The 15,856-nt window shown below is 68.5% G+C and carries 14 protein-coding genes; 8 read left to right on the forward strand and 6 right to left on the reverse strand.

Going from position 1 to position 15,856, the window contains the following annotated elements:
• The first annotated feature begins 163 nt into the window (after positions 1–163).
• The 6 genes from tkt to thiE all read left to right on the forward strand — a co-directional run bounded on the left by tkt (position 164) and on the right by thiE (position 8,902).
• Entirely contained in the window at positions 164–2,179 is a 2,016-nt protein-coding gene (gene tkt, locus P5F91_RS15980; RefSeq protein WP_277907598.1) for a transketolase, read from the forward strand.
• Positions 2,180–2,381: 202 nt separating this feature from the next.
• Positions 2,382–3,389 (forward strand): type I glyceraldehyde-3-phosphate dehydrogenase, encoded by a 1,008-nt coding sequence (gene gap, locus P5F91_RS15985; RefSeq protein WP_145611616.1) that lies wholly within the window; start codon positions 2,382–2,384, stop codon positions 3,387–3,389.
• Between the two features lie 79 nt (positions 3,390–3,468).
• Positions 3,469–3,870, forward strand: a complete 402-nt coding sequence (locus P5F91_RS15990; protein ID WP_277907599.1) for a hypothetical protein — start codon at positions 3,469–3,471, stop codon at positions 3,868–3,870.
• 230 nt (positions 3,871–4,100) lie between these two features.
• A complete protein-coding gene (locus tag P5F91_RS15995; protein WP_145611614.1) occupies positions 4,101–7,163 on the forward strand; it encodes a diguanylate cyclase in 3,063 nt (1,020 codons plus the stop codon).
• Positions 7,164–7,338: 175 nt separating this feature from the next.
• Positions 7,339–8,268: a class I fructose-bisphosphate aldolase gene (locus P5F91_RS16000; RefSeq protein ID WP_004271867.1), complete on the forward strand. Its 930-nt coding sequence runs from the start codon at positions 7,339–7,341 to the stop codon at positions 8,266–8,268.
• Between the two features lie 4 nt (positions 8,269–8,272).
• Positions 8,273–8,902 carry a thiamine phosphate synthase gene (gene thiE / locus P5F91_RS16005; protein ID WP_145611612.1) on the forward strand — a complete coding sequence of 210 codons (630 nt, stop codon included), beginning with the start codon at positions 8,273–8,275 and terminating at the stop codon, positions 8,900–8,902.
• A 14-nt stretch (positions 8,903–8,916) separates the two neighbouring features.
• On the opposite strand, the gene P5F91_RS16010 is transcribed toward thiE, so the two are convergent.
• From P5F91_RS16010 to epmA, 3 genes are all read right to left on the reverse strand, one after another.
• Complete coding sequence (locus tag P5F91_RS16010; protein ID WP_145611610.1) at positions 8,917–9,306, reverse strand: type II toxin-antitoxin system VapC family toxin; 390 nt, start codon at positions 9,304–9,306, stop codon at positions 8,917–8,919.
• Complete coding sequence (locus tag P5F91_RS16015; RefSeq protein WP_145611608.1) at positions 9,303–9,560, reverse strand: type II toxin-antitoxin system Phd/YefM family antitoxin; 258 nt, start codon at positions 9,558–9,560, stop codon at positions 9,303–9,305. Before P5F91_RS16015 ends, P5F91_RS16010 begins: the two co-directional genes overlap by 4 nt.
• 65 nt (positions 9,561–9,625) lie before the next feature.
• On the reverse strand, positions 9,626–10,681 hold the full coding sequence (gene epmA, locus P5F91_RS16020) for an EF-P lysine aminoacylase EpmA (protein ID WP_145611606.1): 1,056 nt from the start codon (positions 10,679–10,681) through the stop codon (positions 9,626–9,628).
• 116 nt (positions 10,682–10,797) lie between these two features.
• Between epmA and P5F91_RS16025 the strand changes: the two genes are divergently transcribed.
• Positions 10,798–11,784 (forward strand): lipid II:glycine glycyltransferase FemX, encoded by a 987-nt coding sequence (locus P5F91_RS16025; RefSeq protein WP_246134447.1) that lies wholly within the window; start codon positions 10,798–10,800, stop codon positions 11,782–11,784.
• Positions 11,785–11,833: 49 nt separating this feature from the next.
• On the opposite strand, the gene P5F91_RS16030 is transcribed toward P5F91_RS16025, so the two are convergent.
• The gene (locus tag P5F91_RS16030; protein WP_145611602.1) at positions 11,834–12,610 is read right to left on the reverse strand and encodes an MBL fold metallo-hydrolase; all 777 of its coding nucleotides are present in this window, start codon (positions 12,608–12,610) and stop codon (positions 11,834–11,836) included.
• Between the two features lie 82 nt (positions 12,611–12,692).
• Here P5F91_RS16030 and P5F91_RS16035 point away from each other — a divergent pair, with 82 nt between their 5' ends.
• Positions 12,693–13,580 (forward strand): LysR family transcriptional regulator, encoded by an 888-nt coding sequence (locus P5F91_RS16035; protein ID WP_145611600.1) that lies wholly within the window; start codon positions 12,693–12,695, stop codon positions 13,578–13,580.
• 2 nt (positions 13,581–13,582) lie between these two features.
• Here the strand turns inward: P5F91_RS16035 and P5F91_RS16040 are convergent, their stop codons facing one another.
• Positions 13,583–14,632 carry a peptidoglycan -binding protein gene (locus P5F91_RS16040; protein WP_145611598.1) on the reverse strand — a complete coding sequence of 350 codons (1,050 nt, stop codon included), beginning with the start codon at positions 14,630–14,632 and terminating at the stop codon, positions 13,583–13,585.
• Positions 14,633–14,635: 3 nt separating this feature from the next.
• Positions 14,636–15,808 (reverse strand): flagellar motor protein MotA, encoded by a 1,173-nt coding sequence (locus P5F91_RS16045; protein WP_145611596.1) that lies wholly within the window; start codon positions 15,806–15,808, stop codon positions 14,636–14,638.
• Positions 15,809–15,856 lie beyond the last annotated feature (48 nt).

The following is a 15,856-nucleotide window of genomic DNA, read 5'->3' on the forward strand; positions in this document are numbered from 1 at the left end:
CGGCGGCGCAACTCATCGGGAGCATCGGGCCCTGGATCGTCTCCTGGGAATGCCCTTCCCGTGGCGGCTTTCCCGGCCGAATCCGCCGGAACGGAGCCCCAACGGCTGCCCCTTTCCGGCCTTCTGAGCACAGCGCATCCGCTTGATGAAAGGCCCTTTGCCCATGTCGTCCCAGCCCGCAACCGGAGATGTCGTCGGGGGCGTTCCCCACAAGGATCTCGCCACCGCCATCCGCGTCCTGGCCATGGATGCCGTGGAAGCGGCCAAGTCGGGCCACCCCGGCATGCCCATGGGCATGGCCGATGTCGCCACCGTGCTGTTCACCCAGTTCCTGAAGTTCGATCCCAAGCGCCCGGACTGGGCTGACCGCGACCGCTTCGTGCTGTCGGCCGGCCATGGCTCCATGCTGATCTACGCGTTGCTCTACCTCACGGGGTATGAGGACATCGACCTTGAGCAGATCAAGAAGTTCCGCCAGCTGGGCGCCCGCACCGCCGGTCACCCGGAATATGGCATGGCCCGCGGCATCGAGATGACCACCGGCCCGCTGGGCCAGGGCATCGCCACCGCCGTTGGCATGGCCCTGGCGGAGCGTCACCTGAACGCCCGCTTCGGCGACGCGCTGGTCGACCACCACACCTATGTCATCGCCGGCGACGGCTGCCTGCAAGAAGGGGTGAGCCATGAGGCCGCCTCGCTGGCCGGCCACCTGGGCCTGGACCGCCTGATCGTCCTGTGGGACGACAACAGCATCTCCATCGACGGCCCCACCAACCTGTCCCTGTCCGAGGACGTGAAGGCCCGCTTCGTCGCCTATGGCTGGGACGTGCAGGCCGTGGACGGCCACGACCCGGCGGCCGTGGCCGCCGCCATCGCCCAGGCCAAGACCACCAGCACCCCGTCGCTGATCGCCTGCCGCACCACCATCGGTCTGGGCGCCCCGACCAAGGCCGGCAAGAACTCCAGCCACGGCTCGCCCCTGGGTGCGGCCGAGATCGCCGGCGCCCGCGCCGCCTACGGCTGGGAGCATGGCCCCTTCGAAATCCCGGCCCCCATCCTGAACACCTGGCGCCACTACGGCGCCCGGGGTGCCGCCCCCGCCAGCGCCTGGGACCAGCGCCTGGCCGCCGCCGACAACAGCCTGGGCGCCGCCTTCAAGGCCGCCCAGTCGGGTGACGCGCCGGCCGAGCTGGACGCCGTCATCGCCGCCTTCAAGCGCGCCACCAGCGAGGCCCGCCCCAGCGTGGCCACCCGCCAGGCCTCGGGCAACGTGCTGGACGCCATCTTCGACGTCGTGCCCGAACTGATCAGCGGCTCCGCCGACCTGACCGGGTCCAACAACACCCGGACCAAGGGTGTCGTCAGCCTGCAGCGCGACAAGTACGAAGGCCGCTACATCCACTATGGCGTGCGTGAGCATGCCATGGCCGCGGCCATGAACGGCATGGCCCTGCACGGCGGCCTGATCCCGCTGAGCGGCACCTTCCTGTGCTTCGCCGACTACAGCCGCCCGGCCATTCGCCTGGGTGCCCTGATGAAGCAGCGCGTGGTGCATGTCATGACCCATGACAGCATCGGCCTGGGCGAGGACGGCCCCACCCACCAGCCGGTGGAGCATATGGCGGCACTGCGCGCCATCCCCAACCTGCTGGTCTTCCGGCCCGCCGACCAGGTGGAGACGGCCGAGTGCTGGCAGCTGGCGCTGCGGTCCAAGACCCGCCCGTCGGTCCTGGCGCTGACCCGCCAGAACCTGGCCACGCTGCGCACCGAGCACACCGACGAGAACCTGACCGCCAAGGGCGCCTACGTCCTGCGCGAGGCTGAAGGCGGGGTGGCCAAGGTGGTGCTGCTGGCCACCGGCTCGGAAGTGGAGATCGCCGTGCAGGCACGCGATGTGCTGCAGGCCGAGGGCGTGCCCACGCGCGTCGTCTCCATGCCCAGCTGGGAGCTGTTCGTGGAACAAGGCGAGGCCTACCAAGCCCGGGTGCTGGGCGGTGACGACGTGGTCCGCGTCGGCGTCGAAGCCATGGTGCGCATGGGCTGGGACCGCTGGATCGGCCCCAAGGGCGGTTTCGTCGGCATGCCCGGCTTCGGCGAGTCGGGGCCGTACAAGGAGCTGTACCAGCACTTCGGCATCACCGTCGACGGCGTGGTCGCGGCCGCCAAGGCCCGTCTCTGAGTGAGTACCCAAGGCGGGGCCCCGGGAACCAAACCAGGGTCCCCGCTTTGACACGAGCGTCCGGATGAGACGTCCCACTATGGTAGGCCTGCCATGCAAGCCCCATAGCGCCTAAAACGACGGCGTGACGTTTACCATCTTCAAGGTTTCAGCATAGCCGGCCCGGTCCCTCGGGCGGTTCAACGATGTCGGAGGAAGACACATGGCTGTTCGTGTTGCCATCAACGGGTTCGGGCGCATCGGCCGTCTGGTGCTGCGCGCCATTTACGAGAGCGGCCGCAAGGACGTCGAGGTGGTCGCCATCAACGACCTGGCCGACGCCAAGACCAACGCCCACCTGCTGAAGTACGACAGCGTGCACGGCCGCTTCCCCGGCACGGTCGAGGTGGTGGACGGCAACTTGGTGGTGAACGGCCACACGATCAAGGTCGTGCAGGAACGCGATCCGTCCAAGCTGCCCTGGGGTGACCTGGACATCGACGTGGCCATGGAATGCTCGGGCATTTTCACCTCGCGCGAAGGCGCCTCCAAGCACCTGACCGCCGGCGCCAAGAAGGTGCTGATCTCCGCCCCCGGCACGGATGAGGACATCACCGTCGTCTACGGCGTGAACCACGACAAGCTGACGCCGGAGCACAAGATCGTCTCCAACGCCAGCTGCACCACCAACTGCCTGGCCCCGGTGGCCTACGTGCTGAACAATGCCATCGGCATCGAGCACGGCTTCATGACCACCATCCACAGCTACACCGGCGACCAGAACACGGTCGATACGATGCACAAGGATCTGCATCGCGCCCGCGCCGCTGCCCTGAACATCATCCCCACCTCCACCGGCGCCGCCAAGGCCGTGGGCAAGGTGCTGCCGGAGCTGAAGGGCAAGCTGGACGGCACCTCGCTGCGCGTCCCCACCCCCAACGTCTCGGTCGTGGATTTCAAGTTCGTGGCCAAGAAGGCCACCTCGGTCGAGGAAGTCTCGGCCGCCATCAAGGCCGCCGCCGAGGGCCCGCTGAAGGGCATCCTGGGCGTCTATGCGGAGCCGCTGGTGTCCACCGACTTCAACCATGACCCGCACTCGTCCATCTTCGCGCTGAACGAGACCAAGGTCATCGACGGCACCTTCGTGCGCATCATGACCTGGTACGACAACGAGTGGGGCTTCTCCAACCGTATGAGCGACACCGCCGTCGCCCTGCACAAGGTTGGCTGATCCCATAGGGGATTGATTAGGATGAGGGGCGCTCCGGCAAGGTCGGGGCGCCCTTTTTCTTTGAGGATTTGGAACCGCCGTGAACCGCCCCATCCGCGTCCTGTGCCTGGATGACGCCCGCGCCGCCTTGGTGGCGGCCGATGGCGCGCCGGTCCGGCTGGTCAGCGCGCCGGACGCCGGCAGGGCGCTGGGCGCCGGTGGCTGGCGCGCCCTGTTGGACGCCATCACGGCGGAGTTTCCCGGGGCACCAGTGACGGCCGTCCTGGATTGCGGCGATGCCGCCGGCCACGCCCTGGCCGCGCTGGCGCTGGGCATCCCCGACATCGCCTTTTCCGGCGACGCGGCCGCCGCCGCGCGCCTGGCCGACATCGCCCGGGCCCGGGGCGCCCGCGTGCATCCGGCGGACGGGGTCGAAATCCTGGACCTGCGGGGCCGGCGCGACCCTGTGGCGGCCTGCCGAGCGTGGCTGACGCAGCCCTAACATTCAGCCCTCAGAACCAGATGACTATTATTGTCGTTTGCTAATATTGACCAAATTCACTTTCTGTTAAGTGCCGTCCATTTAAAATTGGTGGTAGCGACCCCAGTCTCCATATCGGCGCGCACCTAGTCATCAGCCTGGGGATTCATCGTCAATCGACCTATCCGGAAGGCTTGGCCGCGTGTACATCTAGCGGCGTGGCGGATGTTGCCGGGATTTAGGGAACCGTTGTGCGGCAATTACGACAAATCCTGACCATTCTTGCGGTAACGCCCCTGGTCATTGCCACCACCGCCGGCGCGACATCCGCAGGGTGGGAGCGGCTGCACGCCACCCTATTCAGCAATGTCGGCCGCGAGGCCGGCCTGCCGCACCCCATCGCCATGGCCCTGGCGCAGGACAGCGACGGCTTCATCTGGGTGGGGACGCAAGGCGGCCTGTCCCGCTATGACGGCTACCGCTTCCGCACCTTCCAACACCAGGACGGCACAGCCGGCAGCCTGCCAGGCAACGTCATCACCGCCCTGGTTCCCGCCGCCGGCGGCCGGCTGTGGGTGTCCACCGCCACCGGCAGCATCGCGCGCTATGATCCCGCCACGGGGCAGTTCCAGGAGTTTCCGGAACCGGCGGGCCTGCCCGCGCGCGGCGGCGTGCTGAGCATGGTCAGTGATGGCGGCGACGGCGTGTGGGCCGGCACCAATTCGGGGTTGGAACATGTGGATGCCGCCGGCACGGTGACGCGGGAGGCGCACCGAGCCGGGGACGCCACCTCGGCCCCCGGCGATCGCGTCCGCGCCCTACTACGCACCAGTGACGGCAGCCTATGGGTCAGTACCGTCACCGGCCTGATGCGCCGGGAACCCGGCGCCGCCGCCTTCACCGCCGTCCCCCTGTTGGACGCCCATGGCCAGGCGGTGACGGACGAGGTCATCGCCCTGACACAGGACAGCGCCGGACGGGTATGGTTCGCCACCGTACGCTCCGGCCTGGGCCGGGTGCTGCCCGTCTCCGCCACCACCTGGGAGGCCGCCCGCCTGGTGCCGGAGGCCAACCCCCAGGCCCTGGGCGGTCCGCTGGTGTTCTGCCTGACCGAGGGGCGGCCGGGCGAAATCTGGGTGGGCCGGGTGGCCGGCGGCATCACCATCATCGACGCCGCCACCGGCGCGCTGCGCACCCTGCGCCATAATCCCCTGACCCCCACCAGCCTGGGGGACGACAGCGTCCACGCGTTGATGCGTGACCGCACGGGGTTGCTGTGGGCGGCCACCAACATGGGTGTCAGCCGCACAGACCTGCGCATCGACGCCGTTGACACCCTGCTGCCCGACTCAAGCGCGGGCGGCCTGCCCGACGCGAACGTCCTGGGCATCACCACCACCCCCGACGGCCGGGCCTGGATGGGCTTTAAGGATCACGGCGCCGCTCTGCTGGATCCGGTTGTCGGCGCGGTCACGCCGCTGCCCCGCGTGGCCGACCTGCCGGCGGGTGGTGTCGTCAGCATCACCGGCGCCCCGGATGGCGGGGTCTGGCTGGGGGCTGGCGCGGGGCGCGCCCTGTTCCGCCATGATCCCCGCAGCGGCCGGCTGGAACAGCATCCCTTCCCCGGCCAAGTCGTCAGCCCCATGATCTACGGCCTGGCGGAGGGCGGCGTCCTGTGGTTCGCCGCCGGCCCCCTGGTGCGCTACACCCCCGCCACGGGCGAAGCCAAGGTGTTCCGGCATAGCCCTGACGACCCGGCCTCGCTGGTCGACGACAGCGTCAACGTCATGCTGCCGGATGGCGCCGGCGGACTGTGGGTGGGCACCCGGCACGGCCTGGATCGCATGGATGGGGTCACCGGCGCCTTCAGCCATTATCTGCACGACCCGTCCGACCCCCGCTCCCTGCCGGCGGATCTGATCACCACCCTGCTGGTCGATCGCCACGGCCGGTTGTGGCTGGGAACCCTGGGTGGGGGCATCGGCGTGCTGGAGCGGCCGGCGGACACGGACCATCCCCGCGGCGTCTTCCGGCGCCTGACCATGGCCGACGGCCTGCCCAACGACAATATCGGGACCCTTCTGATGGACGGCGGCGGCCGGGTGTGGGCCAGCACGGCCGACGGCCTGGCCATCATCGATCCCGACACCTGGGCCACCCGGGCATTGGGGCGGGCCGACGGCGTCGCCATTCCCGCCTATTGGATCCATTCCGGCGCCGCCCTGCCCGACGGCAGCCTGATCTTCGGCGGCGGCGGCGGCGCGACGGTGGTGCACCCCGATGGCTACAAACCGCATGGCGCGCCTCCGCCGGTGGTCTTCACCGCCGTGCGCGTCGCCGGCCATCCCGTGCCCGTCGGGACCATGGCGGCACCGGCACCCATCCGCCTCGCCCCCGGCGACCGCAGCGTGGAGATCTCCTTCGCCGCCCTGGACTACACGGCCCCCGAGGAAATGCGATACGCCTACCAGTTGCGCGGCTTCGACGAGACTTGGACCGACGCCGACGCCACGCAGCGCATGGCGGCCTACACCAACCTGCCGCCGGGCCGTTACAGCCTGATGGTCAAGGCGGGCAACCGGGCGGGCGATTGGTCCACGCCCGTGACGCTGTCCATCGAGGTGCAGCCCGCCTGGTGGCAGACGCTGTGGGCCAAGCTGGCCGCCGTCGCGCTGGCGCTGGGCGGCGTCGTGGCCCTGGTGCAGGTCCGCACCGCCTACCTGCGCCGCCGCCGCGCCGTGCTGGAGGAGCAGGTGGCCCGCCAGACCCGGGATCTGCTGGCCGCCAACGAGCGGCTGAAGGACCTAGCCAACCGCGACCCGCTGACGGAAATCCACAACCGCCGCCATTTCATGGAATTGGCGGAGGCGGCGCTGACCCTGGCCCGGCCGATGGACACGCCCGCCGCGCTGCTGATGATGGACATCGACCACTTCAAGCAGGTGAACGACACGCTGGGTCACAGCGCGGGCGACGAGGTGCTGCTGGCCGTGGTGGCCCGCATCCGCGCCCTGCTGCGCAAGACCGACGTCTTCGCCCGGCTGGGCGGGGAGGAACTGGCGCTGTTCATGCCGGACGTGGACGAGACGACGGCCCTGGCGGTGGCGGAGCGGCTGCGCCGCGCCGTGGGCGATACGCCCTATGACATCGAGGGGGCGGGCGTCGTCGCCGTGACGGTCAGCATCGGCGTGGCCGCCGCCCCGCCCACCCTGCCGCTGAAAGAGCTGTTGGACCGGGCCGACCACGGCCTGTACGCCGCCAAGCGCGCTGGTCGCGACCGGGTGGCGGCCTATGTCGATGGCAACCGGCAATAACGCGACGCCCAGCCCCAGGAAGATCACTAGTCCCGCGTCGCTTTTGGCGGAAATCTGCCATGATCTCGCCCCGACCCTGGGGCAGATTGCCAAGCACCCGATGCTGGGATATCAACCCGGCATCACGCGTACAATAAACACAAACACTCAAAACAGACTCGGGGATACCGTAACCATGAAGCTGACCCGCCGCGTTAAGGAAATCCTTTCCTGGTACGAGAGCGACAATCCCGGCACCAAGGCCAACCTGGCCCGCATCCTGATGGAAGGCCGCCTGGGCGGCACCGGCAAGATGGTCATCCTGCCCGTCGACCAGGGCTTTGAGCATGGTCCCGCGCGCAGCTTCGCGCCAAACCCGCCGGCCTACGACCCGCACTACCATTTCCAGCTGGCCATCGACGCCGGCCTGAACGCCTACGCCGCCCCCCTGGGCATGCTGGAGCAGGGTGCTGCCACCTTCGCGGGCGCCATCCCCACCATCCTGAAGATGAACAGCTCCAACAGCCTGTCGCGCGGCGGCGACGCACCGGACCAGGCGGTGACCGCCACCGTGGCCGACGCCCTGCGCCTGGGCTGCTCCGCCATCGGCTTCACCATCTACCCCGGCTCCGACGCCATGTTCGACCAGTTCGAGGAGTTCCGCGAACTGTCGGCCGAGGCCAAGGCCTGCGGCCTGGCCACCGTGCTGTGGTCCTACCCGCGCGGCGGTGATCTGGACAAGGACGCCGAACTGGCGATCGACATCAGCACCTATGCCGCCCACATGGCGGCATTGCTGGGCGCCCACATCATCAAGGTGAAGCTGGCCACCGACCACCTGGGCAACAAGGAGTCCAAGAAGGTCTACGAGGCCAAGGGCATCGCCCGGTCGACCCAGGCCGAGCGCGTGGCCGACGTCATGCGCTCGGCCTTCAACGGCAAGCGCCTGGTGGTCTTCTCCGGCGGTGCCGCCAAGGGTGAGGACGCGGTGTTCGACGACGCCCGCGCCATCCGTGACGGCGGCGGCAACGGGTCCATCATCGGCCGCAACAGCTTCCAGCGCAGCCGTGAGGACGCGCTGGCCCTGCTGGACCGGATCGTTCGCATCTACCAGGGCAAGGAATAAGTTTTTGAAGGCTGATTGCCGTCTGTACCTGGTGACGCCGCCGGCCCTGGAGCCGGCGGCGTTCGCCATTCAATTGGCCGCGGCCCTGGACGCGGGCGACGTCGCCTGCGTCCAGCTGCGCCTGAAGGATGTGGACGACGACACCGTACGTCGCGCCATCGACGTGCTGCGCCCGGTAGCGCAAAGCCGCGAGGTCGCCTTCATCCTGAACGACCATCCCCGCCTGGCCCGGGAAACGGGCTGCGACGGCGTGCATGTCGGGCAGACCGACACACCCTATCGCGAGACGCGGAAGATCATGGGCGCCGACGCCATCGTCGGCGTCACCTGTCACGACAGCCGGCACTTGGCCATGGTGGCGGGCGAGGACGGGGCGGACTACGTCGCTTTCGGCGCCTTCTTCCCAACGGGCACCAAGGAAACGGAGCATCGGGCCACGCCCGACCTGCTGACCTGGTGGCAGGAGATGATGGAAATCCCCTGCGTCGCCATCGGCGGCATCACGCCGGACAACTGCGGCGACCTGGTGCGCGCCGGCGCCGACTTCCTGGCGGTGGTCTCCTCCGTCTGGCATCATCCCGAAGGGCCGGGTGCGGCGGTGCGGGCCTTCAACAAGGCCATCGCCGAGGCGTGACGAACACCCGGCGCCTACAGCGCCGGGTGTTCGTCAGTCTTGGAAAAGTCGTCGCCGACGAAGAGTAGCGGCAGGTTCATCTCCTTCGCCAGGGCATAGGCGTAACAATCGCCCATGTTCAACGAAGCGGGATGAATACCCCGCCCCCAATGATCATAAGCCTCGGCAGCCTTCCGAGCCCCGTCCGATGTCACAGGCACTTCGGTCAGCCGCCAGCCCTGCAGCAATCGATCCACACGCCCCCCGACACCCCGCCTCCGACCGACGATCAACGTTTCAACCAGTGTTCCCACACTGATGAAGACGCCATCCGCCCGATGCAAACACTCAGCGCATTCCAAGGCCAGAGGGTCGCCCAAGGCGATCTCGATAATCGCGGAGGTGTCGACGACGATGGTCGTCATGCCGGCAAGCCATCATCGCCGTAAAGAAAATCCTGGCTGCGCACGGAGTTGGGCCCGCTGACAGGGTTGGCGCGGGCCTCAGCAATAATCTCCAACGTCAGGGCATGTTGTTGCGCCTTGGTGAGCGGAGGCGTGACCGGCACCAGCCTGACGAGCGCCTGGCCTTGACGGGTAAGCACCACATCCTCCCCCGCCACAGCCTTGTTCACCAAGTCAGTAAGCTGAGCCTCGGCTTCTTTGATCGCAATATCCACAACCGCCTCCATTGCTCACGCCATTCAGTAATTTTACGCCAGCCCCGCCAACGAGTCGAATCACCTCACGGCAAGGCCACCGGCGCCCACAGCACGTCGTCGATGGCGGCCGCGTTGGTGGCCAGCATGACCAGGCGGTCGAAGCCCAGCGCGATGCCGGCGCAGTCGGGCAGGCCGAACTCCAGGGCCGCCAGGAAATCAGCGTCGACGGGGTAGCGTTCACCATACAACGCCTGCTTCAAATCCATATCGGCTTCGAAACGAGCCTTCTGTACAGCCGGGTCCGTCAGCTCGCCGAAGGCGTTGGCCAGCTCCACGCCGCAGGCGTACAGCTCAAACCGCTCCGCCACCCGGCCATCCTCCGGCTTGGGCCGCGACAGGGCGGCCATGGAGACGGGGTAGTCGGTCAGGAAGGTCGGCCGCCCCATGCCCAGATGCGGTTCGATGCGGTCCAGGCTGATGCGGAAGAACAGGTCCTCCCAGCTGTCGCCGTCATGGGCGTGGATGCCCACGGCCTCCGCCGCCTGGGCCAGCAGGGCCACGTCGGGCCGGGCGGGGTCTGGCGCCGTCGCCAGCAGGTCGATGCCGACATGGCGCCGGAACGCCTCCTGCACCGTCAGCACCTCCCACTCCGCATGCGGATCGCAGGTGAGGTCGCCCCGGCGCAGGACATCGACGCCAGCGGCGGCGCATAGCACCCGGGTCAGGCCGATGCAATCGTCCATCAGGTCGCGGTAACCGGCACCCACCCGGTACCACTCCAGCATGGTGAATTCCGGGCTGTGGGTGGGGGAGCGCTCGCCATTCCTGTAGACATGCGCCAGCTGGAAGATGCGCGGCAGGCCCGCCACCAGCAGCTTCTTCATGGTGAATTCGGGGCTTGTGTGCAGGCGCAGGGTCAACCGGTCGTCGGGATGGCTGCCCACCAGTTCGGTGGCGAAGGCCATGAGATGCGGCTCCAGCCCCGGGGACACCTGCAGGGCCGGCGTCTCCACCTCCTCAAAGCCCCCATCCTCGAACCAGCGGCGCAGGGCGCGGGTCATGGCGCCGCGCGCCTTCAGGTTGGTGGCGCGCCGGGCCATGCGATCGGGGTGCCACCAGGGCTGGGTCGGGGTCTTCATGGCTGGTGGTCCTTCCACGACAAGCGATATGCTGGGCGGCATACCGTTCCAACCTGCCGCTGTCGAGTCCCGTGGCCAAATCCACCCCTGTCAAAAAATCCAAAGTCCCGCCCCCGGTGACGCCCGCGCCCAAGCCGGAACCCAAGGCGTCGGGCGCGGCGCCCAACGTCACCCTGCGCTGGGACGGCGCCCGCATCAGCGAATGGAACGCCTTGCTGAAGCGAGTGCCGCGCAGCAGCCTGACGCAGTGCTTCGGCTACGCCACCGCCATGATGACGGTGGAGGGATGGAAGCCGCGCCTGGGCATCTTCGAGCGGGATGGCCAGCCCATCGGCCTGGTGCTGGTGTTGGAGAAGCGGCTGGCCCGGGCTGTGCGCGTCGCCAAGATCCACCGGGGTCCCCTGCTGGTGCCGGAGGCACAGGACTGGGGCATCGTGGGCGTGGCCTATCGCCTGTTGCGCCAGGCCTACCCCACGGGCCTGCTGCACTGGCCCAGTGTCATCGCCGAGGTACCGGCCGGCCCGCTGGCCGCCACGGCCCTGACATGGGCCGGCTGGCGTCATCAGCCCGGGCCCGGCTACCGCACCGTCTGGCTGGACCTGACGCCGGATGAGGCGACCTTGCGCGCACGGCTGGACCCCAAATGGCGCAACAAGCTGCGCCAGGGCGAAAAATCGGGCCTGATGGTGGAGGTGGACCGCGATGGCGCCACCCTGCCCTGGCTGCTGGAAAAGCATGAGGCGGACCGTAAGGAGCGCAAGTACCGCGCCGCCAGTACCAAGCTGCTGACCCGCCTGCGCACCGCCATGCACAAGGACGGCGACGTGCTGCTCCTGCGCGCGCTGTTGGACGGCGAGCCAGTGGCGGGCGTGCTGATCTTCGGCCACGGCGTGGCCGCGACCTACCAGGTGGGATGGAGCGGCCCGGAAGGCCGCCGCACCCGTGCCCACCACCTGCTGCTGTGGCGGGCCTGCCTGGAACTGAAGGCCCAAGGCCGTGTCGCCTTCGACCTGGGCGGCCTGACGCCGGACGTGGAAGGCATCAACACCTTCAAGCGCGGCCTGGGCGGGGAAGAGGTGGAGTTGGCGGGCGTGTGGAACTGAGCCGGCTGCCCGCCGTCACGTCGTCAGCACGATATGGAAGGGACCCTGCTTACAGCGTGAACCGGGTGGCGATACCCCGTTCCAGGGGCGTCAGGCGGGCGGCGACGCCCAAGGTGGAGAAGGTGGCTGCCAGCTGGGCAGCGCTTTCCTTGAAATGCACCCAGCCCTCGTTATGGACGGCGACCAGGGCGGAATCGGGGAAGGCCCGCGCCGCCTCCAACGCGTCGTTGCTGTCCATGGTCATGTGGAAGCGGCCACGCGGCTCGGCGGCGCCGGTGAACAGCATCACCACCTTGGGCGTGAACCGATGCGCGACCTCAGCCGTGCCCTCATACCAAACGGTGTCGCCCGTGACGTAGAGGGCATCACCCGGCCGCTCCACCCCCAGTAGAAAGCCGGCCACATCGCCCGAAATGGGCTCGATCCCCACGGGACCGTGCCGCGCCGGCGTGGCGGTGATGAACAGGCGCCGGCCGTCATCACTCCACAGTTCGCGGGTCTCGAACGGCGCCAATCCCACCGCGTTGCCACCCAACCGATGGGCGCCGGCCGGGGTGGTGTAGGTGATGGGCACGGTGGGCAGCAGGGCGCGACCGCTGTTGTCCAGATTGTCGAAATGCTGATCGTGGCTGAGCAGCACGGCATCCAGTGGACCGATCTCGGCCGGCGACAGGGCCGGACCCGACGTCTTCTCGAAGCGCACCGGCGTTTCGCGATACAGGCCCGGCGGATCGAACGTGGGGTCGGTCAGCAGGCGGAAGCCGCCGACCTCGATCAGGGTGGTGGGGCCCCCGATCAAGGTCAGCATCAAGCCGGAAGGGGTCATCGCGAGGTCTCCTCTGCAATCGCGCGGCACGAGGCAGAGGTAGGCGGTCGCAGTCTGCGAGAAAATTCGCTAGTTTCTCACAATGGCTGATCAAATTCGCACAGCACCCGATTGGGAAGACGTCCGCGTCTTCATCGCCCTTGCCCGCCACGGCAGCCTGTCGGCGGCGGCGCGCGCCCTGTCCGTCAATCACGCCACGGTGGCGCGCCGCGTCGCGGCCCTGGAACAGGCGCTGGGCGAGCGGTTGGTGGAACGGCGGCCGGATGGCTATGCGCTGAGCCAGGCTGGCCAGCGGGCCCTGATCGCCGCCACCGATATGGAAACGGCCGCAGCCACCCTGGGCCGGGGCGATGCCGAGGCGGGCCCCCGGGGGCTGGTGCGCATCAACACCACGCCAGGCTTGGCTCAAGGCTTCCTGGTGGACCGTCTCGCCAGCCTGCCGGCGCGATATACCAGCCTGGATGTCGAGGTGGCCGCCAATATTCGTGCTGTGAGCCTGGAGCGGCGGGAGACCGACATCGCCCTGCGCCTGGCGCGCCCGCAGGATGGCGACGTCATCGCCCGGCCCATGGTGGCCGTGGCCTTCGGCTTTTATGCCACGGAAGATTGGTGTCGGCGGCTGGCTGAGGGAGCGCCCCCCACCTTCGTCGGCTTCGACGAAACCAACCGCCATCTGCCGGAGGCGCTCTGGCTGGCGCGGCACTTTCCGCGCGCCCGCGTCGCCGTGCGCGTCGGCAACCAGTTCGCGCAGGCCGCCGCCGCCCGTGCCGGCGCCGGTATCGCGCTGCTGCCGCATGTCAACGGCCGCATGGCACCCGGCCTGGTGCTCTGCCCTTTGGGCCCGCCGCCGCCGGCGCGCACCCTATGGCTGGTCACGCGCCGTCAGGACGACAAGGAACCGGCCATCCGCACGGTGACCGATTTCCTCATCAACCTGTTCAAAGAGGAACAGGCGCTGTTTGAAGATTAGCGCTAGCGCTGGTCCAGCTTCAGCTCGATGCGGCGGTTGCGGGCACGAACGTCGGGGGTGTCGCCCGGTTCCAGCGGCTGGAACTCGCCGAAGCCGGTGGAGGCTAGGCGCTCCGGCGCGACACCCTGCTGGATCAGGAACTTCACCACCGCCGTGGCGCGGGCCGACGACAGTTCCCAGTTGCTGGCGAAGGCCGGCGTGTGGATGGGCACGGCATCGGTATGGCCGTCCACGCGCAGGATCCAGTTCAGGTCCTTAGGAAATTTCTTGGAGATGTCCAGCAGGGTCTTGGCCAGGCTGGCCAGCTGCTTGCGGCCCCGGTCGCCCAGCTCGGCACTGCCGCTGTCGAACAGCACCTCGGACTGGAAGACGAAGCGGTCGCCGACGATGCGGATGTCCGGCCGGTCGCCCAGCACTTCGCGCAGCTTGCCGAAGAATTCGGAGCGGTAGCGGGCCAGTTCCGCCACCTTGCCGGCCAGAGCGGCATTCAGGCGCTTGCCCAGATCCACGATCTGGACCTGCTGTTCCTTGTCCTTCTGCTCCGACGCGGCCAGCGCGGCGTTCAGCTGCGCCAGTTGCTGGCGGAGCGCCGCCAGCTGCTGGTTCAGCAGGTCGACTTGCGCCTTGGCCTGGGCGCTGACGTTCTTCTCGTTGTCCAGTTCCGCCTGCTTGGCGCTGGCGGCATCGGTCAGGGCCTGCACTTGCGCCGCCAGGTCGTCCCTGGCCTTGCCCGCCGCGTCGAGGTCCGCCTGCAGCTGGGTGTTCTTGGCGAGCGAGGCCTGCAGCTGCTCCGTCAGGGTCGCCATGTCGGCGGCCAGCTTGGCCTTGTCCGCCTGTTCCATGGCCAGCTGGTCGGCCAGCAGCGCGATGCGGCTGTTCAGCTGGGCCAGCGCCTCATCCTTGCCGTGCAGCAGGGAGGTGAGCGCGAACTGCGACAGCACGAACACCATCAGCAGGAAGACGATGACCATGACCAGGGAGGAGAGCGCGTCCACCCAGCCGGGCCAGATGTCGAGATGGCGGCGCGAGGCCCGCCGGCCGATGCCCGCCATGGCTTAGCGCTCCGCCCCTTCGCCCAGCGCCGCGATGGTGCGGGTCAGGATCTTGATCTCGGTACGGATTTCCTGGGTGGACTGGACGCGGCCGGTGGCCACCTCCTCCACCAGGCGGGCGAGGTAGAGATCCAGGTTGCGCAGGTGGGCGCGGCTGGCATCGTCCATGCCGCCACCGCCCAGGCCCCCCGCCTGTCCCAGCTGGTCGGCCAGGCGCTGCAACACCGGCCGCATCTCCATCTGGCCTTCCGCCAGGCGCAGCATCAGCTGCTGTTCCGCCTTCATCTGGTCCGACAGGGTGGCCAGCCGTTCCGTGAGCGCCACCAAGTGGTTGTTGGCGTTGCGGCGGTTGTCCTCCCCCTGCGCCATCGTATACTGCAGCTTCTCGATATTTTCGGCGGTGGTCTCCAGCAGGGCCTGGATATAGGCCGGCACGGGCTGGTCGCCCACCTCCACCAGGCCGCCGCCGCCGATGCGGGTGGAGCCGGCCAGCCAATCCTCCAGATCCATATAGAAGCGGTTTTGCGCCTGGCCGGCCTGCAGCTCCAGGAAGCCCAGCACCAGGGACCCGGCCAGGCCGAACAGGCTGGCGCTGAAGGCCGTGCCCATGCCGGCCAGAGGAGCCGCCAAGCCCTGCTGCAATTCGGAGAAGATGGCGACCGCGTCGCCGTTGCCCATCTTGAGGCCGGAGATGACGCCGCCGATGGTGGAGACGGTCTGCAGCAGGCCCCAGAAAGTGCCCAGCAGACCCAGGAAGATCATGAGCCCGATCAGGTAGCGGCTGATTTCCCGGCTTTCATCCAGGCGGGCGCTGACGCCGTCCAGCAGGGACCGGGTGGCGATGGCCGACAGGGTCAGGCGGCTGCCGTTTATGCCCGTCGTGCCGCCCCGGCCGCGATCCCCCAGCATATGGGCCATGGGGGCCAGCAACCGCGGCTGGGTAGAGGTGGCGCCGCCGCTGCGGAAGGTCTCAAGCCATTCCACCTCCGGCCGCAACATCAGGGCCTGGCGGAAGATGTAAAGGATGCCGATGGCCAGCGCGCCCAGGATCAGGCCGTTCAAGGCCGGGTTGGCCATGAAGAACCGTTCCACCTGCGGGTAGAGCACCCCCATCACCGCGGCTATGGCCGCCAGGAACACGCACATGCGGAAGAGATAGGGGGTGGGGCGCGACACGTTTTTTCCTTTATCGCTATCGCGGCTTACCGGGCGGCTGCCACCGTC

The organism is Nitrospirillum amazonense (assembly GCF_029594735.1).
In the GTDB taxonomy this organism is placed as follows: domain Bacteria; phylum Pseudomonadota; class Alphaproteobacteria; order Azospirillales; family Azospirillaceae; genus Nitrospirillum; species Nitrospirillum amazonense.

Excerpts from the sequence above, each read along its gene's own strand:
- P5F91_RS16010 (WP_145611610.1), bottom strand. The coding sequence starts at position 9,306 with ATGACGACCATCGTCGTCGACACCTCCGCGATTATCGAGATCGCCTTG.
- epmA (WP_145611606.1), bottom strand. The coding sequence starts at position 10,681 with ATGAAGACCCCGACCCAGCCCTGGTGGCACCCCGATCGCATGGCCCGG.
- P5F91_RS16000 (WP_004271867.1), top strand. The coding sequence starts at position 7,339 with ATGAAGCTGACCCGCCGCGTTAAGGAAATCCTTTCCTGGTACGAGAGC.
- tkt (WP_277907598.1), top strand. The coding sequence starts at position 164 with ATGTCGTCCCAGCCCGCAACCGGAGATGTCGTCGGGGGCGTTCCCCAC.
- P5F91_RS16030 (WP_145611602.1), bottom strand. The coding sequence starts at position 12,610 with ATGACCCCTTCCGGCTTGATGCTGACCTTGATCGGGGGCCCCACCACC.
- P5F91_RS16035 (WP_145611600.1), top strand. The coding sequence starts at position 12,693 with ATGGCTGATCAAATTCGCACAGCACCCGATTGGGAAGACGTCCGCGTC.
- P5F91_RS16040 (WP_145611598.1), bottom strand. The coding sequence starts at position 14,632 with ATGGCGGGCATCGGCCGGCGGGCCTCGCGCCGCCATCTCGACATCTGG.
- gap (WP_145611616.1), top strand. The coding sequence starts at position 2,382 with ATGGCTGTTCGTGTTGCCATCAACGGGTTCGGGCGCATCGGCCGTCTG.